This is a genomic window from Paenibacillus sp. GD4 (genome assembly GCF_030846225.1).
In the GTDB taxonomy this organism is placed as follows: domain Bacteria; phylum Bacillota; class Bacilli; order Paenibacillales; family NBRC-103111; genus Paenibacillus_G; species Paenibacillus_G silviterrae.
On sequence record NZ_JAVCYK010000001.1, the window covers coordinates 3,973,883 to 3,999,438 of the forward strand.

General features: G+C 49.9%; 11 protein-coding genes. 8 read left to right on the forward strand and 3 right to left on the reverse strand.

Annotated elements, in window-relative coordinates:
• Nucleotides 1–88: 88 nt before the first annotated feature.
• The 4 genes from RAC89_RS19265 (at nucleotide 89) to RAC89_RS19280 (ending at nucleotide 6,161) form a co-directional block, all read left to right on the forward strand.
• Nucleotides 89–2,359 (forward strand): helix-turn-helix domain-containing protein, encoded by a 2,271-nt coding sequence (locus RAC89_RS19265; RefSeq protein ID WP_306615327.1) that lies wholly within the window; start codon nucleotides 89–91, stop codon nucleotides 2,357–2,359.
• Nucleotides 2,360–2,643: 284 nt separating this feature from the next.
• Entirely contained in the window at nucleotides 2,644–3,603 is a 960-nt protein-coding gene (locus tag RAC89_RS19270) for an ABC transporter permease (RefSeq protein WP_306615328.1), read from the forward strand.
• A 15-nt stretch (nucleotides 3,604–3,618) separates the two neighbouring features.
• The gene (locus RAC89_RS19275) at nucleotides 3,619–4,518 is read left to right on the forward strand and encodes a carbohydrate ABC transporter permease (protein ID WP_284638149.1); all 900 of its coding nucleotides are present in this window, start codon (nucleotides 3,619–3,621) and stop codon (nucleotides 4,516–4,518) included.
• 29 nt (nucleotides 4,519–4,547) lie between these two features.
• Nucleotides 4,548–6,161, forward strand: a complete 1,614-nt coding sequence (locus RAC89_RS19280; protein ID WP_306615329.1) for a type 2 periplasmic-binding domain-containing protein — start codon at nucleotides 4,548–4,550, stop codon at nucleotides 6,159–6,161.
• 62 nt (nucleotides 6,162–6,223) lie between these two features.
• On the opposite strand, the gene RAC89_RS19285 is transcribed toward RAC89_RS19280, so the two are convergent.
• From RAC89_RS19285 to RAC89_RS19295, 3 genes are all read right to left on the reverse strand, one after another.
• Nucleotides 6,224–7,111, reverse strand: a complete 888-nt coding sequence (locus RAC89_RS19285; RefSeq protein WP_306615330.1) for a DUF2935 domain-containing protein — start codon at nucleotides 7,109–7,111, stop codon at nucleotides 6,224–6,226.
• 24 nt (nucleotides 7,112–7,135) lie between these two features.
• Nucleotides 7,136–8,047 (reverse strand): DUF2935 domain-containing protein, encoded by a 912-nt coding sequence (locus RAC89_RS19290; RefSeq protein WP_306615331.1) that lies wholly within the window; start codon nucleotides 8,045–8,047, stop codon nucleotides 7,136–7,138.
• Nucleotides 8,048–8,160: 113 nt separating this feature from the next.
• The gene (locus tag RAC89_RS19295) at nucleotides 8,161–13,167 is read right to left on the reverse strand and encodes a pectate lyase family protein (RefSeq protein ID WP_306615332.1); all 5,007 of its coding nucleotides are present in this window, start codon (nucleotides 13,165–13,167) and stop codon (nucleotides 8,161–8,163) included.
• A gap of 386 nt (nucleotides 13,168–13,553) precedes the next feature.
• Between RAC89_RS19295 and RAC89_RS19300 the strand changes: the two genes are divergently transcribed.
• The 4 genes from RAC89_RS19300 to RAC89_RS19315 all read left to right on the forward strand — a co-directional run bounded on the left by RAC89_RS19300 (nucleotide 13,554) and on the right by RAC89_RS19315 (nucleotide 25,512).
• The gene (locus RAC89_RS19300; protein ID WP_306615333.1) at nucleotides 13,554–15,896 is read left to right on the forward strand and encodes a substrate-binding domain-containing protein; all 2,343 of its coding nucleotides are present in this window, start codon (nucleotides 13,554–13,556) and stop codon (nucleotides 15,894–15,896) included.
• 310 nt (nucleotides 15,897–16,206) lie between these two features.
• Nucleotides 16,207–21,204, forward strand: a complete 4,998-nt coding sequence (locus RAC89_RS19305; RefSeq protein WP_306615334.1) for an S-layer homology domain-containing protein — start codon at nucleotides 16,207–16,209, stop codon at nucleotides 21,202–21,204.
• A gap of 155 nt (nucleotides 21,205–21,359) precedes the next feature.
• Nucleotides 21,360–23,672 carry a helix-turn-helix domain-containing protein gene (locus RAC89_RS19310; protein ID WP_306615335.1) on the forward strand — a complete coding sequence of 771 codons (2,313 nt, stop codon included), beginning with the start codon at nucleotides 21,360–21,362 and terminating at the stop codon, nucleotides 23,670–23,672.
• A 217-nt stretch (nucleotides 23,673–23,889) separates the two neighbouring features.
• Nucleotides 23,890–25,512, forward strand: coding sequence for an extracellular solute-binding protein (locus tag RAC89_RS19315; protein ID WP_306615336.1), 1,623 nt, complete (start codon nucleotides 23,890–23,892; stop codon nucleotides 25,510–25,512).
• Nucleotides 25,513–25,556 lie beyond the last annotated feature (44 nt).

Below are 25,556 nucleotides of genomic sequence, written 5' to 3' on the forward strand. Positions count from 1 at the left end.
GTATACCCCAAAATACAAATTATTGTATAATGATGTAAATAACTACTTTGAAATCTATGGTAAGTTAGTATATTGAAAGGAGGTCAAAATGAAACGATTTCCGATGATGCTTCAGCTGGCATTAATCCTGTTCTGCGTCATGGCTGTCCCCACGGGTATCTTAACATGGTACAGCGGCGACCAAATTTTGCGGGATTCGGAGTACGCCATTGCGGAATCCTCGCTCGCCGGCTTGAACGCAAGCCGCAATTTGAAAGAAAACGCACTAAACGTCATGTCTCAAAACACAATACGTCTTGCCGATACCCACATCTTCGACCGGATCCGTCCATACAAAACCTATACCGAAGTCAACTCGAACTTTACTAACGTCAGGGACGCGCTGGCCGTGCACCAGGACCTGTTAGATTTAAACAAATCGGTTGACGGAGTCTATTCCTCCTTCTTCTACCTCAGCGATTCGGACTACGTGGTATCAACAGACAAGGGTATCACCAGATTGGACGGGTACGAGTCCTTCGCTTGGATGCAGGAGGCGCTGGCGGGCCGCGGGGGGATCACCGGCGTATGGTATCCGCGGAAGCTGGATTCAGGAATTCATGTCGTATCGTACGTGTTTCCTCTCAACCGGCTGTCAACTACAACGCGAGGCATCATCGTTGTGAATTTACGGGAAAGTCAAATCGAGCAATACGTGCATTCATCGGAGGCGGACGAAAAAGCTTATTTCCTCATGGATGCAAACGGAACCGTCATTTCCCACAATGACAAAAGCCTTCTGCTTAAGAACGGCAGTGAGGTGCCGTATATGCGTGAGATTATGGAGAATGTATCAGCGGAGGGATATGTATTCCACGAGCTTGAGGGCGAACGTTTACTGTACACGTGGTCCAGGTCAAAGCAATTCGGATGGCTCAATGTGAACATTTACTCGGTCGACGGACTGATGACCAAATCGCATACCTTGCAGCGCAAGATTATCGTGCTGACTGCCATTATTATTTTTGTCGGGACGGGTCTGACGGTGTTTCTCGCGACGTGGTTGTCCAAGCCGGCAAGGGAACTGGTTCGAACGCTGCGCAGGCGCGGCAATTTGGATATTAAGGGGAGGAATGAGCTTGCTTTTCTCGATGCGGCGTTCCGGCGCATGCAGGAGGATGAGGAGGTGCTCCATAAGCTGCTGAATATTCGCGAACAGGATGCCCGAAGTTTGGCGGTCCATAATCTGCTTCGAGGCGAATTTCACCCGCAGGCTGCTGAAATTTTTCCTTTCGCTTACTTCCTAGTGGCCGTTGTCTCCATCGACAGATACAGGAGGTACGTGAGCACGAACAACCCGGAGACACGCAGCTACCACCGTTACCTAATGCTCTCCACTTGCGACGTGCTGTTCCCCGAAGGAGTCTATGCTAGAGGCGTTTACCAAGGTGACGGCTGCTTCGTATTCGTGATCAACTACAGTCAGGAGGAAACTGAAAGCGGTTGCAGGTGTATTCATTCTGCGCTTAGCGAGCTTCGGGATCAAGCGGCTGAGGTGCTTGGCCACACCGTCACCATCGGGGTTAGCAGCTCGGCGAATTCGATTGATTTGGTCTCCGAACGTGCTGCCGAAGCGATGGAGGTGACTAAGCATCGCATGATCGCGGGGAGCGGCGGCATCTCTTATTGGAAGGAGAAGGACAGAAGTGATAAGAAGTATATTTACCCCTCCAATAGCGAACGGCGCATCCTCAACTTTCTGGATCAGGGCGACCTTACCAGCATTCTTAAAGAATTGGAGACCATCGGCAGTGTAATCCGATCGGCTGAATACATCTCTTACGATAATATCTTATTCATTTATAATCAACTAGCGGGCGTCACCATTAAGCATCTTAGAGAAAATCACGTCAGTACATCACGCATTTTTGCAGGAAGGGGCAATATTTATGCTTCCCTTGCCTCCATCGATACGTTAGATGAGCTTGAGGAATATCTGAACAAGTTTTATACGGACATTGTTCAGTACATTGCCCGCACCTCAGACGAAGCCAACAAGTACAGCAAGCCGATCATGGAGTATTTACATGAGCATTACCGGGAGGAAATTGTGTTTGAGGAAATGGCGAAGGAAATCGGCATCAGCTACTCTTACATGAGAAAGATCGTATACGAAATGACAGGCATGAGCTTGATCGATCATCTGAATCGATTGCGTATTGAGAAGGCGAAGCAGCTGCTGGTGGAATCCAAGCTTACCATTTCGCAGATAGCGTTAGAGGTAGGATACTACAATGTGAAAAGCTTCAACCGTTTTTTTCGTAAATTCGAAGGCATGACTCCGAGCGGCTATAAGACGGCGAAGTCTCAGACAATGTAATCAAAATAGTGCAACGATCACAAAAAAGGATAAACGCATCTGCGAGCTGTCTTTTTCAGTATTTTTACTGAAGGAGACAGTTATATTTTTGCTCATCAGGGTACAAAAGTGATCATTAGTGCGAGTCAAATCTCAGGAAACATAAGGGATGAATCAAATATGGCAAGTCATAATCAATACTGTCGATTTACCGGCCAGCAGAGGTGAGGGTAAGATAAGTGCGAGCTCGGAATCATCCGGAGTGGATAGAATCGAAGAGAGACCTGCATAGAGGAGGTGAATGTGTGAAAGCCATATCTACACCCAATCCCACAAATGAAACCGCTTTATTGGTAAAAAAACGGGGGTTCGTATACTATTTGCAACGGGATTGGCAGCTCTATAGTTTGCTGGTTATTCCTTTAGTGATGGTGCTGGTCTTTAAGTATGCGCCCATGTTCGGACTTACGCTGGCTTTTAAAGACTATAAGATCGCAAAGGGCTTCTGGGGGAGCGAATGGGTTGGACTTGAAGTGTTTCAAGATTTATTTGCCAAACCTGATTTCATTCGCGCCATTCGGAATACGTTGATGCTGAATATTTTAGATCTCCTGTTTAGCTTTACAGCGCCCATTGTGCTCGCTTTGTTGCTTAATGAGATTAAGGGTATCAGATTCAAACGTGTGAACCAGACGTTGCTTTATTTGCCGCATTTCTTGTCCTGGGTTATTATCGGCGCCATCGCCTATCAGCTTCTGGCGGAAGGCAACGGCATGGTTAATAATGCTATTGCGGCGCTTGGGGGTGAACGAATCCCCTTCCTGCAGGAGGACACCAATTGGCTGATCAGTTATTTGCTGATCGGCGTGTGGCAGAGCATGGGATGGGGCACCATCATTTATCTGGCTGCGATGAGCGGCATTAACCCGGAGCTATATGAAGCGGCTGTCGTTGACGGTGCGGGAAGATGGAGGAAAATGTGGAACGTTACGCTGCCCTCAATACGAATGACGATCGTGACCCTGCTGATCTTGAGTTTAGGCAATGTCATGGGCGGATCCTTCGAGCGAATCCTGGCCTTAGCGAATAAGGCGACCACCGAATTCACTACGACCATTCCCGTTTTGGTTTACCGGTGGGGGATTGAGAGCGGTAACTTTAGCCGCGCAACCGCACTCGGGTTGTTTCAAGCCGTCATCGGACTGGTCCTGGTTTTACTCGCTGACAGGATTGCGAAGAAGCTGGGCGAAGACGGATTGATTTAGGAAAGGAGGCGAACCATGAAAACATCTGATTACACCAATTCCGTACAGCGTCGATGGCGTCTGGATATATGGGATTTGCTGATTCGCTTCGTACTGATTGTCGCCTCCCTGGCTTGTACGCTGCCGTTCATTCACGTTGTTGCCAAATCGTTCAGTGACGACGCTTATGTAATCGCTAACAAAGTATATCTTTGGCCGGCTGGCTTCACTTTGGGGGCATACGAAAAGATTTTTGCCGACGCCAGCATCATGAGATCTCTTTACGTCTCTGTCCTTGTAACGGTGCTGTTCACGATTTTGGGGATGATCGTAACGATTTGCGCGGCTTACCCGCTATCGCGCAAGCAGCTTAAGGGGCGCTCAGTGCTGACCTTCCTCTTTGTGTTCACCTTATATTTCGGAGGCGGTATTATTCCCGATTATATGCTGGTGAATAGTCTGGGGATGCTTGACACCATATGGTCGCTCGTGCTTCCGCTTTCGTTCAGCGCTTTCAATATGCTGATCTTACGAAGCTCGATCGCTAGCAGCATCCCGGTTAGCTTGGAGGAATCGGCGAGGATCGATGGGGCAGGACATTATCGAATTCTGTTCAGCATCGTACTTCCGCTTTGCAAGCCGATCCTTGCGACGTTGTCCTTGTTTTACGCGGTCGGTCGCTGGAATGCTTATCAAGATGCGCTGTTCTATATTAAACAGAATACCGATCTAAGGCCATTGCAGCTGAAATTGTATTACCTGGTTATTCAGGCGAGCGAAACCTTCCAGCTCGAGGCTACCAACGTATCGCTTAGCAATCCGGAGGTGCTCAAGGCGTCGGTTGTCGTATTCGCGACACTGCCGATCATCTGCGTCTATCCGTTTATCCAGAAATATTTTGTTCGGGGAGCCATGCTTGGAGCTGTCAAGGAATAGCTTAAAATCATTGAAATGGGGGAAATACAATGGGCAAATTGAAAGTGATTCCTATTCTTATGGCTTCTGTGATGAGTGTCGGCTTGCTCGCGGGCTGCACGGCAGACAAAAACGAGAGCCAAGGAAATTCCGCAAGTTCCAGCTCTAGCTCGACAGACTATTCGAAAGGCTTTACGGAGACGGTCAATCTCGATATTCCGGTCTATGAACGTGCGTTCGAGGGCTGGAATGTAGCAGACAATTACTATACTCGATGGATCCAAAAGGAATTCGGCGACAAAAATAACATTAAAGTGAACTTTGTTCCGATTACGCGAAATAATGAAGTCAGGGATTTCCAACAGCTGCTTGCCGCTAACAAAGCGCCGGATATTATTTTCCATTATGACATGCCACAAGCGCTTGCTTACTATAGCGAGGGCGTCATGCAGCCGCTGAATCATGACGAGATCAAGAAGTATGCCCCGACCTACTGGAAAAACATGAGCAAAACCATTGAACAATACGGCACCGTTGACGGAAAGAAAACGTTCGTCTTCGCCGCACGTCCGAACTATAATAACTGGGTTAGTATAATCCGGAAAGACTGGGTCGAGAAGGTCGGCATGAAGGTGGAGGATCTGACGTCGCTCGAGAAATTCAACGAGATGCTCGCCAAGTGGAAGCAAGCCGGTTTGGGTGTCGCGGGCGGATCCTTAACCAGGAACGTATTCAATTACAGCTATGCCTTCCGTGATTGGCCGATCGATCCCAAGTACCGCGCGCTTTATTCCGATCTGGCCGTCGCGGATTTCACAACAGCCGATACGGAACGCTGGCTGCGCAACTTGAACTACCAATATAATAACGGTCTTATCGATAAGGAATTTTATCTTCGTGATGACGACAACAAGGTTAAGGCCGAGTTCGTTGCAGGTAAGACGGGCACCTATGGATTCTACATGGCGAGCAATACCGACGTATTCGCCGCTACGCTGAAAAACAACCCGGGAGCCCAGTTTGCTGTGGTGCCTCCTGAAGCCGGCGTGCCTCAAGGACGCAAGCCGCAGGGCCGCGCCGACTGGCCGTTCGGACTCATCATGGGCATTAATCACAAATCGTCGGAGAAGGAACGCGCAGCCGTCTGGATGTATCTAGAGTGGATGAGCCAGCCGAAAAACCTGTTCTTCCTGCAGAATGGCGTCGAAGGACAGAACTATACACTTGAATCCGATGGCCTGCCGAAGAAAGCTGCAGACTTTAAAGGCGAGTCGAAGCTTTCTCAAAACAACAACAAGGATTACTGGGCGCTTGTGACCGAAATTGCCGAGTTCTCCACACCGGAGTTGACGAAGAAAGCGAATCTGCGCAACTGGTCGCCGGCCGGATATGAGCAGCTGGCAGAGCAGCTAGTGAAAAATTGGGATGCTACCAGTCCATATCGCACTCCGGACGCGATGTTCACCGTAGTACTCAAGAAGGTGAACGAGTACAAGGCGGACCTGAACGCCCTCTTCCAGGAGCAGTATTTGAAGGTCGTTCTCGCCCCTACGGACAAGTTTGATACGGTGTACGCGGAGGCTAAGAAGAAGTTCCTCGAAGCCGGCTACCAAGAGATTTTGAATGAGAAGCAAAAAGCGATCGATGCCGGCCAATTCCGGTAAGCATAGAATCGATTGACCTCCGGGGCCCTTGCTATAAGCTGGGGCCCCGGATTGCTTTTTTCTCAGAGTCTCGCTTCCAATTGGTCGATGATGGATAAAAACTTGGCAGCCTCTCTTGTAACATGGGAGGCTAGCTTCGGGTCAATCACACTGCGTACCTGACAGGTTTCAATCAGCTTCGTAGCCTGCTCCTTAAAGGTTCGCAGCTCCATTGCCGCTCCTTTATAAATGGTCAGCTGGTTTCGCACCAACGGGGAAGAGGGAGCGCCGAAGTCCAAATGCTTGGCTTGATATAAAAGCAAATCAAACGTTTGACCGAATTCTCTTGCCTGCTGAACAAGCAGCTCCTCTGTGGGATCCAGCAGATGGGCAATGAATTTGGAATGCTCCGCCATGATCTGCAGGAAAAAGATGTTTTCATCAACAATATCGTCCGCTACCGGATGTATCCTGCGGTTGTTGATTTGCTTTAACGTTTTGAGAAAGTATAAAGCTTCCCTGCGGACATGTTCGATCAAAAGCGGCATGTTAAACCCGCGCAGCTTCCCCATTACCTCTTCCAATACGTTTTGCTTGAAGAGCGCTATCTTGTGGGTCAAAATCAGCGTGTCCTCGTTCAGCCTCCGCACAGCGTCAGGCTCCGCCGCGGTTTGATAAGCCCGCTCAAGCTGCCGATCGAAAATATCCTCAAATTCCTGTGCGCGTTTGATCAGCTTGAGTGCATCCGGCGGGAAACCCATACGCAGAAAGAAGGCATGCTCCATCATAATGCGAAGCCAGAACTGATTTTCCTCCAGGGAACGTGAAACGAACTCCTCATCGCTTAATCGTGTGCTTCCCTCTCGATCCAGATCGAATCCCTCTGCCCCGTTGGTAAACGTATCTATCGGCTCATTCGGCTGCTCCAGCTCCAGGTCCTGCAGAAATCTAGGCAATATAAAGGTACTCATGATGTACGCTCCAATTCTTTATTATCATGTGTGCTCCGCTTTGATTCTCGCTTCCATCCGGTCCAGCACGGATATATATTTTGCCGCTTCCCGCGTAATATGACCGGTCAGATTAGGATCGACGATACCCCGGATTTGGCGATCCTGGGTGAGACGGTGAACCTCCTCGGAGAAGCCGTGAAAGAGCAGTGTGGATCCTCGAAAAATCGTAAGCTGCGACAATAATCCCGTCTTCGTCGGAGGCTCGATTTCAAGGTTGCGGGCTTGCATGGTCAGCAGCTTAAACTTGGAACACATCAGACGGGTCAAATCGATGAGGTCATCCTCGTCCGGATCGAGAAAATGAGACATAAACGCCCCATGCTCCGCCATGATTTTCAGAAAAAATTCGTTATCCTCTACCACTTCTTCAATGAGAGGTCGTTCAATTCGGCTGTTCAAACGCTTCAAAAACTTGATAACATAGAGCGGCTCCCGGCGAATGTGCTCGGCCGTCTTCGTCCAGTTAAATCCCCTATATTCTCCATTAGCATTGCGGTTAAAAACCTCTTGCTTGAAATCCATCGCGTCCTGCAGCAATTGAATGGTATCCAGGTTTAGCTGCTCGGCCGAGGCTGCATCCTCGCTGGTTTCGTGTAATGCGCGTTGAAGCTGAGTCTCGAAGGCTTGCTCGAATTCAGAGGCTTGCCGAATGAAGCTTTCCGCATCCGAGGGCATAGAAATCTTCAGGAAAAAGGCATGCTCCATCATAATGCGCAGCCAAAATCGATTCTCTTCAAGCGACGTTCGAATAAACTCTTCCTCGGTTATCTTTCTTCCGGCATGGCGCCTGAGGAACATATCGTCTTGGGCTGCCCCTACCCAATGATCAGGAGGATCGGGAATGCCGACCTCGTGGGGCTGCGTCTGTATATTCTCGATATACGTAGTTTCCATTAGCTTTCACCTCAGGTGCTATATGTGGCTTGATGCCAAGACGTATCATCCCCATAAGCTGGATTGTATATCCATAAAAAATAGGCCGCTGATGACTCAGCAGCCCATCTTTACTATTTACTTGATTGATCGTGTGGAACTGACACAGCGGCGGAGGCAGCAGCTTTATTTCCCGCTTTATCTGTAGCCGTATAAGTGACGATATAGACAAGATCGGTTTTAGCACTCGCTTTTTTCGCCAGCAACGTGAATGTCAAATCCTTGGTGCCGAACACGGCATCCCCAACCAATGATCCAGTTCCGTTATCCGGTTCACTGGAGGTAATGGAGGAGAGGACAAGGGAATCGACCCCCGAGAGACTGTCGTAGGAATAAACCGCGGCCGTCACGGTAACAGGCTTATTGTTAGCAGGCCAAAGTGTAGACTTATCCAACACAATTTGAAGAGTTGGCGCTGATTTGTCGATTTGAATCGATACGGATTTCTTCGCTTCCTCATTGCCGGCTTGATCCATGCTCCAATAGGTTAAGGTATGAATTCCTTCGGAAGCAATAGTCACAGATGAACCCGTTCGGGGGGCTGAGTCATCGAGCGAGAAATAAGTTGATATCGCATCGGATGCGTTGTCCGCGGCAGCAAAATGTACGGTGACATCTTGATTGGTCCAGCCTAGCGGGGCATCGTCGACGGTAACCGGAGCGGTTTTATCGATGTTATCGACTACAGCCACAGCGTTGCCGATGTTACCGGCCGCGTCTTCGAATGTAAAGGTAAAGCTTCCGTTCTGAGTAAAGGTATATTGGGCGAGACCGCTGTTGTTCGTTACCGTGACAGCTTCACTAGGAAGCAGCGTTGCAACGACATCTTGATTTGTCGGGTTGACGGTGCTGTAGCTGATCGTTGCCGTCGGCGCAGCGGTATCAATGATGATGTTTCTGTAAGCCCACTCCGACCAGACTCCGCGGCTGTCCTTCGTCCGAACCCTCAATGACCAGCTGCCATCGGGAAGAGCCTGCATAGCATAAGCTGCAGAGAGACCGGCTACTTCCCCGCTATCTGAATGGACCGTTTTCCATTGATCTGCAGAGGCTTGAGCCTGATACGCAGCTTGAACATCGTCGGCATCCGCGTCGGTAAACAGCCAGCTTACAACGGGTTCGTTGACCTTCAAATGCTGACCTTCGGCATAAGAGGTGATCATTGTAACAGGTGCCTTATTGGTTTCCTCTCCTTGAACCTTGGTCAACAGCCAATTCTGCTTGGCCCAGAGCAATTTACCTGCACCGGCCCCATTGCTTGCCGACAAACGGCTTTGCAGTGTCGCAGGATCGTCTGCGGCATAGCTGTACGGCAGTGCTGAGAATCCGTTCCATGAGAACGGGAGCGGCAGAGCGGGAACCGGACTTAACGGACTCCCCTCGGAGTCGCTGTTTCCTCTAAACTCAACCCCATCTTTGGAATAGATCGTATCGAGCGCGAGAATTTTACCGGTATACTGCGGTTTATTCGGATCGACTTGATTGTTGCGGATCGGATACAGTACATCAATAATAAGTGATTTTTCGACTAGAACGGCGCCGTTTTCCGTAGAAATCGCCCCATTGCTGGTAACTCCGAATTTGTAGCCCTTGGAAGAGATAGCCGCTGCCATTGCAGGAGTAATCCGTTTGCTTGCCGCGTGTGCGTCAGCATTATCCATGACAATATTATAAACATGAACATTACCTGCTCTTAAACGAGGCATACGGTCCTGCATATCCTTGTAATAGTTATGGTGCAGGGTAACCTCCAGATCGGCATTGTCGCTGGCAAATTCCGTCGAGCCGACGAGATGTCCTTTTTTCTGCGAGCTGACAACGGCAACAATATCTTCTACGCTGAATCCCAGATTACGCAGATAGTTGTACATGGCATAGTTGGTTCTGTTCGCTTCCAGCGCGTTGATCTGTTTTGTTACCCAGCTGCCTGCGCTCCCGTCATCTCCTTTAAAAATGGACCAGGAGATGGTCACTCCATTACTGCCTTTTTTAACATCGACAACTCCATCATATGCTTTATTGAAAGTACAATGATCAATCCAAATCTTGCTTGAGCTTCCTTCGATCGTGATATAATCCCAATCGTTCTTATCGTAATCTCCCTTGGACGCTTCATCCCATTCCCAAAGCTCATCAAATTCGAGGTTACGGATGAGGACATTGGAGCTGTATTTGATGACCAAGGCCGCATGCTTAATTTTTGAGCCGTTCGCGGAAAAGATGGTAACGTCCTTTAAAGTATCAAGGTACACCTTGCTAACCCCTGTTTGTAAAAGAACCGGATGAGTTTGAGCGGTGTTATGCGCAACGATGAGAGACCCTGCCGTCGTTTTCGCTTGAGCGGGGAGCTCATTCCAGCCCAAATTTAAATCGTTCATGATCTCGATGACCTTATAGCCCTTTTTACGATTGATGGCATCCGCAAAATCAACGGCATTGTACACCTTTTTGTAAGCAGGATCCGTCTCCTGAATATTCCCGCCGCCTGTCGCGCCGGAAGCGAAGCCGGTTACATCATATACGCCCGGAGAACCGGCAGGAGGAGGCGTCGGTGTAGGAGTAGGCGTTGGTGTTGGTGTCGGCGTCGGCGTCGGCGTAGGATTAGGGTTCGTTCCCGAAGCTCCGAACAACGCTCCGATATCCGTACCGCTCGGGGTCCCGGCACCTTTTAAATCGCTGCTCGCGGAAAGCTTCAAGTAATTACCCAAATTCGGCGAGCCATCGGCGTTCCGGCTGACGGAGGGGGCCAAGCTTAGAAAATCCGTATCATCGGCCAGCAGTCCCTTAGCATTGGTGCTCTTATTGTTCTTCCACCAAACGTTCGTGCTTTCTACATCTGTGCCGCTAGTTTTGTCGCTGGAAGAGCCTTTATAGGACAAGTTATTGGTAAACCGGTGGGTGCCAAGATCAAAAGCAAAATTGCTTTGTCCATTGTTATAGGACGTATTGTTTGTCATTACGATGGAGCCCGGGTTGCTGTTGTAGGTAAAACCGTGCTTCTTGTTCTGATAAGCGACGGAATTCGCGACAATGTGATCCACGGGGATTTTCTCGCCGCCAAGCTTAAAGCCGTTGCCGTCACTGGATGTAGTGGAATTCCCTTCGGACGTTTGGCCGTTATGATGGGCAATGCTGTTTCGAATCGTAACAACACCGATAGGTCCCGTGTCCGTTTTACTGTATAAATCCCAGCCGTCATCCACGTTGTAGGCAGCAATACACCCGATAAATACGTTGCCCGGGCCAACCGTCAGCTTGGCAGCAAAGCCGTCTGCGTCTTCACCGTTGTCGGGGTCGAAGTTGTCATGGGAGTATACGTTAATAACCTCGTTGTAGCTGGGCCATTCGCTCTCCAAGGCTGTCGAAGCATATCTGCTGATTTGCAGACCGGTATCGCGATTGTGGTGGACCTCTGAATTTTCGATACGGTTATAATGGCCTGCAACAAAAATACCGTTATCAGCGGAGCCTTTTACCTCGAGGCCTTTGACATACCAGTAGCTCCCATTGATTTGCAGACCTCTGGCATTATTCCCCACATTGGTTGCATCATAAGGCTGGGAGGAGAAGTCAAGAACGGGTTTTTCCGAGCCGTAAGCAAATAGGTGCTTTTTAGCAGCCGGAGTACCGCTATTGTTCCGGTCGATGGTAATTTGTGTAGAGTAAGAGTAAGTTCCTCCGAGTAAATAAATGATGCCCCCCGGAGTCACCTTTGCAATGGCGGATTCAAGCGTGGTTGGACTTTCGATCGTCCCTGGATTGCTTTCAAGCCCGCCTGGTGCAACGAAGATGCCGTCATCCACGGGAGCTCGGGAATCAGCGGTGGGCACTGCACTCACCATGTTGGAGTTTGTGCTCTCGCCGGCTGCATTCGCAGCGCTGACAGCGTAAAAATACATGGTTCCGTTGGATACGGTGTTGTCTGTAAAGGCGGTTGAGGCGACACCCGTTTGTACGTTGGTAAAAGAGAATCCGTCCAAGCTGCGCTTTACGTTACACGAGGTTGCGCCGCTTACGGCCATCCAGCTTAAATCGACTTTCCGGTCTCCCGCAGTCGCATTCAATCCGGCAGGTGCTGAAAGTGATGTAATAATCGACGTTTCCCGGGATAACGTGCTCTCTGCGCCGCCGGCAAAAGCACTGACCTGGTAGAAGTACTGAGTATTTCCGGCAACATTCGAATCGGTGTAGCTGTTGTTCGAGGTCGCAGCTATTTTTGAGTAGCCGCTGCCGGATGTTGTGCTGCGGTAAATATTGTAGCCGCTTGCACCGCTAACGGATGACCACTGCAGAGTCACCCCTCCGATACCGGAAGCTGCGGTTAAGCTCTCCGGAGCTGCAGGAGCTTGAATGTCTGCACTCGAATCGTAAACAAGCCCGTTTTGGTAAATCTTCACGTCGGTAAATTTGGCGCTGGCCGCCGCAACCGCTACGCCGACGTATACGTTTCCTGCCAGAGCACCTGCCGTATCCGAATCTGTTTTAAGCGGGTTTGTCGTCGTACCGTTACCGAAGGTAATTCCGTCTTTTGAATAGTAGGTTTTCAAATCTATGCCTGAGCGTTCCAGTTTCATATAAATAGGGGCATTCGGTTCGGGGATCGTAAAATTGCTTGATCCGACGGAAGATAAACGGCGATAGGAAATCAAAGTATTGGCGGAGCTGTTATAGCTGAGGGTATAGCCGGGAGAGGTTGCTCCGTTCGTAAGCGGATCTTTCTTGATCATTAACAGAGCTCGGTTATTGCTTGAGTTAAGTGCAGTGGACGTTACTCTTGCCGTAATGGAAAAATCGCCCGCGCCTACGGGATAATAGGCATAAAGTACATTATCATCCGCGCTCTGTATTTTACCGCCCGTTGCGGAGAGCGCAAATTCTCCGTTGCTGAAACCGTAACTGACGGTGCCTAGGGAGCTGGATGCGGAGACATCCGCAGCCTTCCAGCCCGCCGGCAGTGTTTCGTCCGGCAGCGCTCCTGCTGCTGCGGCCGTTTGGTATGTAAACACGTTTGGTAATAAAGCGGCAAGCATGGCGAATACCAGAATCGTACTCATACGTTTCTTTAAAGAAATTCTGTTCATATAACGCCTCCTGTAATGGATTGGTTACCATCAGAATCATATTGGCCTGTGACGTGGATCCTGTGCCCCCCTTCTCTACAAGAAAACCATTACAAGAGTAAAATGTACGGGTTTACCAAGTAACACACAATAGACATTTTATAACTTTAGTTCCAACAGCAATATGATAATCATTAGATTTGGAAAATGACACCATGTCATTCGTTAGACCGCTTTATAAACCGCGAAGCGGCATTAGAATAATCATTTGATTTGGCAAATTGCCTTGACAACGTAGGCCGTTTCAAGATTATATTGTTATATGCTGGAAAGAAAACAAGAGCTGGCTGAATTCACTCCGTACAGTAGAGCGATGGAGCACTTATACATAAGGGAGAGAAGGCAATATGAGCTTAGGCCGTATGATAGGTGTTGTTACACCTTTTTTGGATGGCAGCTTATACGGGGGCTTTTTATTCGAATTAAACCAAATAGCAATCAAACGCGGATACAGACTCCTTGTGATCAAAACGCCTAAAACCAGCAGTGACTTCTCTATCCCGTTAGCTACCGTTCATGCGGCAGGGTGGATTGTTTTCGATTCCCCCTTGAATGAAAGCATTTTGAATGAGCTTCAAAGGCAGAAGCGGCCGATTGTTGGGATCAACCACTATTCTTTGCATTATCCCAGCATTCATTTTGCCAATGAGATGGGCATGGAGCAAGCTGTAGAACATCTGTATCAGCATGGTCACCGGCGGATCGCGTTTGTCGGAAATTTGATGAACCGGGCCACACAATCCCGTTATCCGGGATATGTAAACGCTTACCGAAGGTTAGGTCTAGACCCGGATCCGAGTTTGCTGGTTAAGATAGGAACCGATGCACAGGCAGGAGGTTATTTGGCGGCCGACCGAATCGTGAGCGGTGAGCTTGAGTGTACGGCTGTCGTTACGAATAGTGATATAACGGCTATTGCGCTCATGGATCGGCTCAAAGAGAAAGGCTATCGGGTACCTGAAGAGATTGCCGTGATGGGATATGATCATAATCCTTTATCGGAGCATACGCTGCCCACCGTTTCCACCATCAAGCCTCCGCTTAGGGAAGCGGCCAGACGATCCGTTAGCCTGCTGGAAGCGGGGATGGCGACGGGGGAGCAGCGGACGGATCCTGTCCATATGAATATGACCCTCATAGCCAGAGAATCATGCGGCTGCCATCATGAGCCGGAGAGCCGGCTTGGAGATCAAGAAAAGCTGTATCGTTCCTTCCAGTTATTAAATCAAAGCATGTCGGCGAATCGAACTATTAATTATTTATCTTATCGGGATGTGGAGAAGCTAAACAACCTGTCATGGATGCACTCTTTACAATGCATTTGGGGCTGTTACGGCCAGTGGTTCAATAAATCTCCAGAACAAATGTATGTCAAATACTACTATACGAAGGAGATGTCGACTGCACCGACAGGGGAAATCCAATGCTCTCCCATGGAATTCCCTCCGCTTCATTGTATCCCTGAGGAATTGCTCGACGATCCCAAATATATTATTTCCATTCATCCGATAATCCCTCATGAACGGGATTGGGGGGTCATGGCCATGCTTCATCCTGTCGATGAAAGCTGGTCTTATTTCAAAACCGATACGATCACCTATTCATTGCACAGATTGGCATCGGCTTGGGAAAAGGAAGAGCTCCTCGCACAGCTTCGTAAAACGAACCACTTGTTGGAAACCGTATCAAAGGCTGCAATGGATGCCATCTTCGAATGGTCTGCCGATGATAAACGCTTTTTATGGTCTGAGCGCGCTCATGAGTTTTTTCAGTCTCCCCCGGCGACCGATGCGGACTTGCTCTCCTCCGTTCACTCGGAAGACCGGGCAGCTGTGCAAGCGGCGTTGTTTAACCAGACTCAGATGGGATATCCCATCCGTCTGGAGTACCGGATCCGGCAGCCGGACGGCAAGTACCTATGGGTTGAGTGCAATGGGCAGGTGATTCGCGATATGGAAGAGATGAAGGTTCGACTTATAGGCTCAATTAGGGATATCAGTGAAAGAAAGAGCGCGGAGGAGCTGCTTAGAAAATCGGAGAAATTATCCGTGATCGGGCAGCTTGCGGCAGGAGTCGCTCACGAAATCAGGAATCCCCTAACCTCCCTGAAAGGCTTTACACAGCTGCTGAAGGCAAGGTACCAGGACCAATTTCCTTATATTGGGATTATGGAAAGCGAGCTGGACCGGATCAACTTTATCGTAACCGAGTTTATGTCACTGGCCAAGCCGCACCTCACCCACTTCAGTTTCAAGGATATAACGCAAATCATCACCACCGTTGTATCCATTTTGGAAACCCAGGCGATTCTAACGGGAGTTAACATCGAAACACATTTCGAAGCCGCTCTGCCACCTATAAAATGCGAGGAAAATCAGCTGAAGCAGCTGTTTGTAAATCTTTTGAAAAATGCCATTGAAGCTATGCCTAAGGGTGGAAGTGTTTATGTAGATGTAACGCTAGCGAGTGTAAATACTTTGTGTGTACAGATCAGGGATGAAGGCGACGGGATTTCGCCGGAGCTCATAAAAAAAGTGGGAGAGCCGTTTTTTACCACGAAGGAAAAAGGGACGGGGCTAGGCCTCATGATCTCACACCGAATCGTAGAGGCTCATGGGGGAACATTGCAAATTGTTAGCAGCGACGCAGGAACGACGATCGAAATCATTCTTCCCTTCGAACCGCTATAGAAATATTCGAAATCATTGGGGGCCTGCCATTGCGGCAGGCCTTTTCGACATGAAATAGGTGAGCAATGAGTAAGAAAATCCCCAAAAATGAAGATACACTCTCAAAAATAAGGATGGCTTTGTCTTCCTATTTGGGTATGGTTTCACTTTTTGCTGATTTCAAATAACGGCTAACCTCTTTATAACTAAAGAAGAGATCAACTCTAGCATGGTGTGAAACCGCTTTAAAAGTGTAATCATACCGGCAAAGAAGGGGAGAGGTGGCGAAGACTTGAGACCACGAAGCAGCAGAAAGGGTTTATTGAAAACAGTGCATCTTACACTGGCATTCGTACTGACGTTGGGGGGATTACCGGCGGCGTTTCCAAAGGCGCAGGCGGCTGCTGGTACACCGGGAGGGGTGGATGCCGCGGCACTGAGGCTGTGGCTTAAAGCTGATCCGGCTAGCGTCACTTTGACGGATGATACGGTTACCGTATGGAAGGACAGCAGCCCGAACGCGAATCATTTTGCGAACGACGGCACGATCGCCCCTATAGCTTCGCGCCCGAAGCCTAGATATGTAGCTTCTAATGAGGCACTTAATTTTCAGCCTACCGTAAAATTCGTGCGCAGCGGGGGAAGCATTCTGCAGGACGTAACAGGCTTGCTAGGGGAAGGAGAGGTTGTGAACCATGCAAGCTTGTTTACGGTCACGGGAGGCGCGCCTTCTATGGCGAATTCCTCCATCTTCAACCAGCCGTTGACCTCGGGGAGCTTAGGGGCACATATTCCCCACACGTCCGGTGCAGCCGCCGGTAAAGGCAACGTCCTGTGGGATGTAGGGACAACCTCAACAAGATTAACGGCTTTCAATGTGGTAGCCCCGGTGGATTACAATTTATGGGGACTTCATTTTGACGCGAATCCTAGCGTCGGTTCCAATGTATACCAATCCATTGTTCGCGACGGAATGGCGGAAGCACAAACCACGCAACCACGCGCCTCCCTGACGGGATCGTTGAACGCGGCTGCATCGTTAGGCTCTGCAGCGGGAGGAGGCTCGGGCTACGATGGGAACATGGGAGAGCTTATTTTATTTACAGCACCGCTTTCCGGAGTGCAGAAGCGTCAAGTCGAGACTTACCTTGCCCTGAAGTTTGGTTTGACTTTGAAGGCGGGCAATTATCTTTCGGCGGGTCCGTCCCCCGATGTGGTATGGGACGCGACGGCAAACGACGGATATAATAACCATATCGCCGGTATCGGGCTTGATCGGATTGGAGCATTAGACCTTCAACAGAGCAGGAGCAGTCAGGGAGATGCTGCGGAGCAAGTTATCGTTTCATCGAAGGAAGCCTTATCGGATAAACAATATTTGGTATGGGGGGATAATGCCAGTACGGAGCAGCATAGTCCCTATGGGGCCGGCTATATGAAATGGGCGCGTACCTGGAAGGTTCAAAATACGGGCCATCTCGGCACAGTGCAGGTAGCCATACCCTCGGGGATGCTTCCATTAGGCGGGTTACTGCTAACCAGCTCCCACAGCAATTTTGACAATGCAGTGTCTGTTCCACTTACACAAGCAACAATGCACGGCGCATCGTATTATGTTGCGGATGTCCAGCTGAACAGCGGTGTTTATTTCACCTTCGCCGAGAAGCTGCCCGAGGTGCAATTGAGCCGCCTTGAAATCCAGAGCGGAGCCCAGAATGTCTTGACAGGCTTCCTGCCGAGTAAGACGAATGGTTATTCGGCGACGGTTCCATACGAGACAGCTGCGGTTCGCGTTGATGCTCAAGCGGAAAACGGAATTGCAGTAACCATGACGATTACCAACTATACGCTTTCTCAAGCGCCTATCACTGATCCTGCCCAAGTACCGCTTGTTCCCGGCGTAAATAAGCTAAGGATTGAGCTGATCAAAGGCAGCTCCAGCAATGTGTACCAAGTGGACGTGATTCGAGGTCTTGCCGTTGCTCCCGACGGACAAGTAGGGCTTAATGCAGGAACGGTAACCGCCAGCACTTACCAGCCGAATACGAACTATGTTCCTGCGAACGTGGTCGACGGCGAATGGGAAGATCCGGAAAGCCGTTGGTCGGCATCGGGTCAAGGGCAATGGCTTCAATTCGATCTGGGACAGCCTCTTGCGGTCACCTATCTGAAAATCGCGTTCTTAAATGCCAGGGAGAGGTTATCTACCTTTGAAGTACTGGAATCCAATGATCCAGATTTCGCAACCGGTACGGTGCTGCTGGCCAAAAGGAAGAGCAGGACCCTTCTGGCTGCCGACAGCGTGTTTCAGTCTTACGTGCTCGATAAGCCGGCAACCGCGCGCTACCTGCGTCTTGTTGGATACGGAAACAGTGCGACGGGCAGCTCCGGCAATTGGAACAGTCTGACGGAAATTGCGTTGTATACCGGCACCCCTCCGGTCATCGTAGAGCCTGAAGAGCCTGCGGGACCGCCGCAAGCAGGGGACATCCCCGAAGGTCCCGCCCCGGTCCTGGAGGTGATCGAGGTAAGCACGGCGGATCAGCTCCAAACGGCTCTTGATCAAGCGAAGCCGGGCGTGGAAATCCGGTTAAAGAACGGAGTGTATGCACAAGACGGACCTTTCGTAATCAAGGGAAAGCAAGGGACGCCGGCCCTTCCGATCCGTATTACAGCCGAGGAACTGGGCAAGGCAGTGATAAAAGGAAACAGTTATTTACACATTGAAAATTCGAAATACATTGAAGTGACGGGGCTCGAATTCAACAGCGGGATCGGCATCCCGGGCCTCAATTACAGGGGAGTCAGTGATGAAATTGCTTCTATTTTAAAGGGGGAGAACCCGGAAACGAAAGAAGTGAGACCCAATGAGCAGGTCCACCCGGGCATTGAATTGTATCACTCCAGCAACATCTCGATTCTCAGAAATAAGTTTGCTCTTGATGAAACGGGGCAGCCCTACCGCTTCAATGCGCCCGACGGCATCGGTCCGGTATGGTGTTTAACCGATATTGCCGGCAGCTGTCGAATCGGCGGAGGGGACAAGTACATCGCAGATCGGCCCGTATACAATGGAGACACACCGCATACGAATCCGACCCTCGTAACCGACAACGGGACCCATCGGCATTATATCCGCGTTGAGGGGATCGGCAGCCACAACCGTATAGCCTATAATGATATTGGTCCGAAGAAGGGCTTCGGAGCAACTATCACGTACAACGGAGAAAGCGGCCACACCGTCTCGCAGTACGATGTCATTGAGCATAATTATTTCCATGGGATCGGACCTCGGGTAACGAACGGTCTGGAAGTGATACGGCTAGGCTTGTCCGGCTTATCGCTTGCTTCCGGTTATGTCACCGTGCAGTATAATTTATTCGAAGGGCTTAATGCAGAGGATGAAATTATTTCCGTTAAAAGCAGTGATAACATCATCCGATACAACACGATCCGTAATTCCTACGGCGGGATTGTGGTGCGTCACGGGCATCGCAATAGCTTCTACGGCAACTTTATTATCGGGGACGGCAAAACGCCGGGCTTCAGCGGATTCCGGATTTATGGAAATGATCACAAAATTTATAATAATTATATGGAGGGTCTGACGACGCAGGTGATTCGTCTTGACGGAGGCACCCATGATGCCGGTCCGGACGGAGGAACGAATCCCACAGTGAAATGGATGGAAGGAGCGACTCAGCAAACAGCGGTTCTCAATACGCTTCCCGAACAGAAGCAGACCGAGATTCTGCGGGGCCATTGGCGGCAATATAACGTACAGATCTTCAATAATACGATGGTCAATATAGGGAACAATACGACGGGCTTTAGCTTTGGGGGCAGAGTGTATCAGCCTGTTGGAGCGGCGGTTTACAACAATGTAGTATTCAGCAATGCCGGTACCATATTCAACGAAACGACAGCTGCTCAGAATGCTCCCGTAAACGAACGTCAGATGTATGCAGGAAATCTGGTGGAAGGCTTGGCCAACCCTACGAATATTACGGATCCGGCAAGGATTACCGCCGCCGCGATCGAGAAGAAGCCGCTGCAGCTTGTTCGCAGCAAGGATGGCTTGATCCGGTTGTCGGGCACGAGTCCGGCTATTGATGCATCCAAAGCTCCGTTCCATGCTCAGGAGGATATCGACGGGGAGACACGATATCATACGCCTGATGCCGGAGCAGACGAATATAGCCGGGATGCGAATCGGATCAGAAAGCCGCTCACCGCCTCGGATGTCGGTCCCCATGCGGGTGTGCCCGCAGAGGAAGAACAAGCGGGGTTGAGCGGGCTATGGCTTCTCCCGAGTGGGAAGCTGACGCCGGACTTTGATCCGAATAAGACGATGTATCATGTAACCGTTCCGTTCCAGATGAATCGTCTACAAGTAGTACCGACTACAATCGCTATTGACTCCCAAATTACCGTTAGCGTAGACGGAGTGTTTAGCCAGAAGGTGATCAGCGGACAGGCGAGCAGCGAATTAAATATCGCCGAAGACGGCAGTGTCATTGTCATCGAAGCAGCGCTTCCTTCGGGGAAGAATAAAGTGTATACCCTGCTGGTGAAACGACTTAAGGTCAACCCGGGACCAACCCCGGGACCGACCCCGGGACCGGTGGATAGGGATGGGGATGGGGCGGATACCGGTGGAGGAGACACGTCCGGTTCGATACCTGCTTCGATGCCGGGGGTTGCCCCTGCGCCCGCACCGCTTCCTTCGGCGCCTAACCCGGCACCGGTATCGCCTGTACCTGCTGGGCCGTCCACTGCTCAGGCCCCCTTCGTTGACGCTGGGAAGCACTGGGCGGAGAAGTTTATTTCCAAGGCGGTAGAGATGGGGATCGTAAACGGATACCCCGATGGCACCTTTAAGCCGGAAGAGCCGATGACAAGACTGCAGTTCGCCGCTATGCTTGTTCGTGCCTTGAAGCTGACTCCCGGTACAACGCCAGTTACGTACGCCGACCAATCGGACATTCCTGCTTGGGCGGAAAAAGAGGTCGCGGCTGCCGTTCAATCGGGTATTCTTCAGGGCTATGAAGATCAAACCCTGCGTCCGAATCAAAGGATGAACCGTGCGGAAATGATCACGATGCTGATGCGGGCGCAAAAACCGGACTTCGCTGCCGTTCCGGCTACAGCGACTTTCCGCGATAGAGAAGAAATCCCGGATTGGGCAAAGCCGTCCGTTGCTTATGCCATTTCGCAAGGTCTGATCGAGGGTAAGGAGGATCGTCGCTTTGCCCCCGGCGATACCGCCACCAGGGCCGAAGCTGTTACTGTGCTGCTGCGCATGCTGGAAGTGAAGAAGGGTAAGTAAATCAAGCAGGGACGGCCGCTCGCCGAGCAGTCGGCCCTGCTATTTCCTATGACCGATGCTATGGGCAGCTTTGAGGGATGCTGTCTAGAACCAAACTTTTGTGTATAATGGGATCAAAGTATAACTTGTAGAACAAGCTCACGGAGGTAACGAACATGAGTCTTCGAAGGATTCGTTTCAAAACACACAGCATCGTATTCAACTGGCTCATCTCCTACATCTCCGTATTGTTGGTACCGATTGTAGTAAGCGCTTTTATATATACAGCAACCTGGCATGTGGTGGAATCCGAAGTAAATCGGGCTAACGAGTCGCTTCTTCGACAGATGGAACAGGCGATTGACGGCAATCTAAGCGGCATCGAACGACTAAGCGTAGAAATGGCGTTGAGTAAACGGCTTGCCGGCTTCATCGGCACGTCCAAGCCGCTTACAGACAATGACTACTATGATATTGTCAATATTGCGGCGGATCTTCGGCTGTATCAGATGGCCAACGATTATATCGAGCAAATCTACGTGTATTACAAGAATAGCGATACCGTAGTTTCCGCTCGTGAACGACTCGACAGCCGCGGGCTATTCGAGAGGATTAGGGAACGCGATAACATGAGCTATGGGGAATGGCAAACGTTTTTCAACAAGCGGTACATCCAGGAATACGCACCGATAACGCTTCGGGAGAACGGTGATGCGGTCAAAGCCGTTATGTATGCCAAATCGATTCTGCTCGATAACCCTGAGCAACCGGGCGCCGTAATCTTAATTGTTATTAAGAACTCAAAGCTCCTTGAAAGCATCAGCTCCGCCAACCAATCGTCGGTGGCCGTGCTGGATAAGGACAATCGCCTGATTGCCTCGACCGGCATCGAGCAGACCCCGGATTTTCTTGTCCCAGCCAAGCTCTCCGGAACGAATGGTTTGTTCTACGCCGGTCATGCCGAACAGGAGGTAGCGGTTTCCTACACTACTTCGGAGAAGACCGGATGGAAATATGTATCGATGATTCCCGCCGAAATGTTCGACGAGAAAATGAAATACGTTAAGAAGCTGATTTATATCAGCTTGACGGTAAGCTTGCTGATCGGGGGACTCGTCACCGTCATATTTCTGAGAAGAAACTATAATCCGATCCATACTTTAATACGCAGCTTATCCACCAAATCAGGAATTACCTTTGAGGCTGGGGTGAATGAATTCGGCTATTTGCAAGCTGCATTGAACAATACGTTTGACGAGAAAGAGAAGATCGGCAAACGATTGGAGCAGCATCGTGACGTCATCCGTTCCCACTTTCTTCAGGACCTGCTGAAGGGGCGGCTTGAACAAAAAATACCCGTGCATGAGCTGTTCAAGAGTCATAATATCCAGTTACTCACCTCGGATTTTGCCGTTTTGTTATTTCACGTGGATCACTACGGCAAATTCCATGACACCGGCTTTGTAGAGCCTCAGAAGGTGAAGCTCGTACACTTTATCATTATGAATGTGGCGGAGGAAATAGCGGGAAGCAGGCACCAGGCCATGACAACGGAAATCGACGATAAGCAGGCATGTATTATTAATTTTAATGAGCTGCATGAAGCCGGAGAATTACATCGGATCGCGGAACAAGTCAAATCGTTCGTATCGGATCACTACCACATCCACTTGACCGTAGCTATCAGCAGAATTCATCAGGGGCCGGAAGGGGTATCGACCGCGTACCAGGAATCACTCGCCGCCCTGGAGTACCGTTTAGTCAAGGATAAAGGAGAAATCATCCGCTATGAAGATCTTCCGGTTGCTGGCTCGATTCGAGGCAGAAACCGTTACTATTACCCTTTCCATGTGGAGCAGCAGCTCATCAACTTCATCAAGGTAGGCGATTACGAGAACTCCAAGGCTACGGTTGACGAAATTGTTGAAACCAATGTAGCGGATGCGTCATTATCCGTTCCGCTGGCTAAATGTCTCATGTTTGACCTCATTAGTACCATGCTCAAGACGCTGGACGAAATCAGTACCGGCGACAAGCGGGATTTCGTCGACATCATCAACCCGGTGGAGCGATTAACCGCCTGCCAGACGATTCATGAAATGAGAGAGCAGATCGGTGCTGTGCTTCAGCAAATATGTCAGTCCATTGAGGACGCCCGGAAGCAGGAGCATAATCAGCTCAGCCGGCAGGTAATGGCTTACGTGAAAGAGCACTACAGCTCCGAAAACTTGAATATTACGATGATCGGGGAGACGTTCCGGTTAACCCCTCCTTACCTGGCCAAACAATTCAAAGCCCAGACCGGCGAAGCGCTTCTGGAATTTATCAGCCGGACTCGGATCGAAGAGGCGAAGCGCCTTCTAGCCGACCAGTCCTGTTCGATTGCGGAAATTGCAAAAAGGGTAGGTTATTCGGACATTAACACATTTAATCGGGTATTCAAGAAGCATGAAGGCATTACGCCCGGCAAATATAAAAGTATTCTATAGCACTTGTCACCAAAGTAGCCGCCTCGCGCGGCTATTCCCGTTTTTTAAAGGGGTTCTCGCGGTTTTACATATCCTTTACTGCTAATTATAAAGACGGATTCTCTTTTTTGAAGATATCCAAAACGTGATTTCGGGGCCATAATTAGGGCCATAGGTGAGCAGTGCTTCACCGGTTCAAACCAAACAAAATTCGACGACAAGCACAAGGGGGATTACGATGAGAAAACAATCTATGAACAAATCGATCGGTCTTGCCGTTTCCATTATGCTGGCATCAACGAGCCTGTTGGCGGCATGCTCCAATACAAAGGATGGGGGAGCCGATACGGCGAAAAAACCGACGACACCGGCGACGGAAGCGGGCAAATACCCGATCAGTACAACGGAAACCATCACTTCTTGGGAGCAAATCAATTCGAACTTAACTACGTTCGTACCCAACCTGGCAGATTCGCCCTTCGGCAAGCAGCTGGAGAAGGAAACCGGTGTCAAAGTGAAATATTCCCACCCGGCCGACGGACAATCGAAGGAGCAGTTCAATCTGCTTATCGCTTCGAACAATTTAACCGATGTCATCGAGTACGATTGGAACAATGCTTATCCGGGAGGACCGGAGAAGGCGATGGCCGATAAGGTCATCCTCCCTTTGAACGAACTCATCGATAAACATGCACCGAATTTGAAGAAGAGGCTGGAGCAGGATAAAGAGCTGGATAAAATGCTGAAGACGGACAGCGGCAAATACTATGTATTTCCTATGATTCGCCCGGATAACGGCCTTGTATTCCGCGGCCCGATGATTCGTAAGGACTGGCTGGACGAACTGCAGCTTGCTGTTCCTACTACCATTGACGAATGGTACACGGTGTTGAAAGCGTTTAAGGAGAAGAAGAATGCTTCGGCCCCCTTTACCGCACAATACAGCAACGAGTTCAATATTCAAGATGCATTCATCGGAGCCTATCGAACGGCTAACCGTTACTATATCGATGATCAGGGCAAGGTCAAGTACGGACCGGTGGATCCGCAGTTCAAGGAAGCTTTAACCCTACTTCGCAAATGGTATGCCGAGGGGCTGATCGATAAGGATTTCGCTTTGAACACGGACTCCAAATCGTACGACAATAAGATGCTGAGCCATGCCTCCGGCGCTACGGTCGGACTGCTGAGCGGCGGCATGGGACGCTGGATGGAATCGGGGAAGAAGCAGGATCCGAAGTTTCAATTGGTGGCTGCCCCGTATCCTACGCTGAAGAAGGGGGAGCGGGCCTTCATCGGACAACGCGATTTCAAATATAACCCGGCGGCCAGCAAAGCTGTCACCACCGCTGCCAAAAACCCTGAGCTTGCAGTCAAGTGGTTGGATTATGCCTATAGCGAAAAGGGAAGCCTGTTGTTCAACTTCGGTATCGAAGGAGAAAGCTACAGCATGCAGAACGGGAAACCGGTCTTCTCGGATAAGATTACGAAGGATCCAAAGTACAGCCTGCAGCAGATGGTAACCCAGTATACGAAGCCGAACGGTCCTTTCCCGGGTGATTCGAGAAAAAGCTTCAACACCTTCAAGGAACAGGATGAGGCCATTAAAATTTGGGAGCAAACCGATGCCGACAAGCACGTGCTTCCGCTGTTCATTACTCCGACGATAGAAGAAAGCAAAGAGGTAGCGAAAATCAATACGGCCATCGCCAGCTATAAAGAAGAAATGTTCGTTAAATTTGTAATGGGGAAAGAGCCGCTGGATAAGTTCGATGAATATGTAAAGCGAATTAAGGATATGGGCAGCGACAAGGTAGTGAAAATTTATCAGGACGCTTATGATCGTTACAATAAGCGTTAAGAAACACCATGACCGCGAACAAGAGAACGTGTCCATCTGAAGAG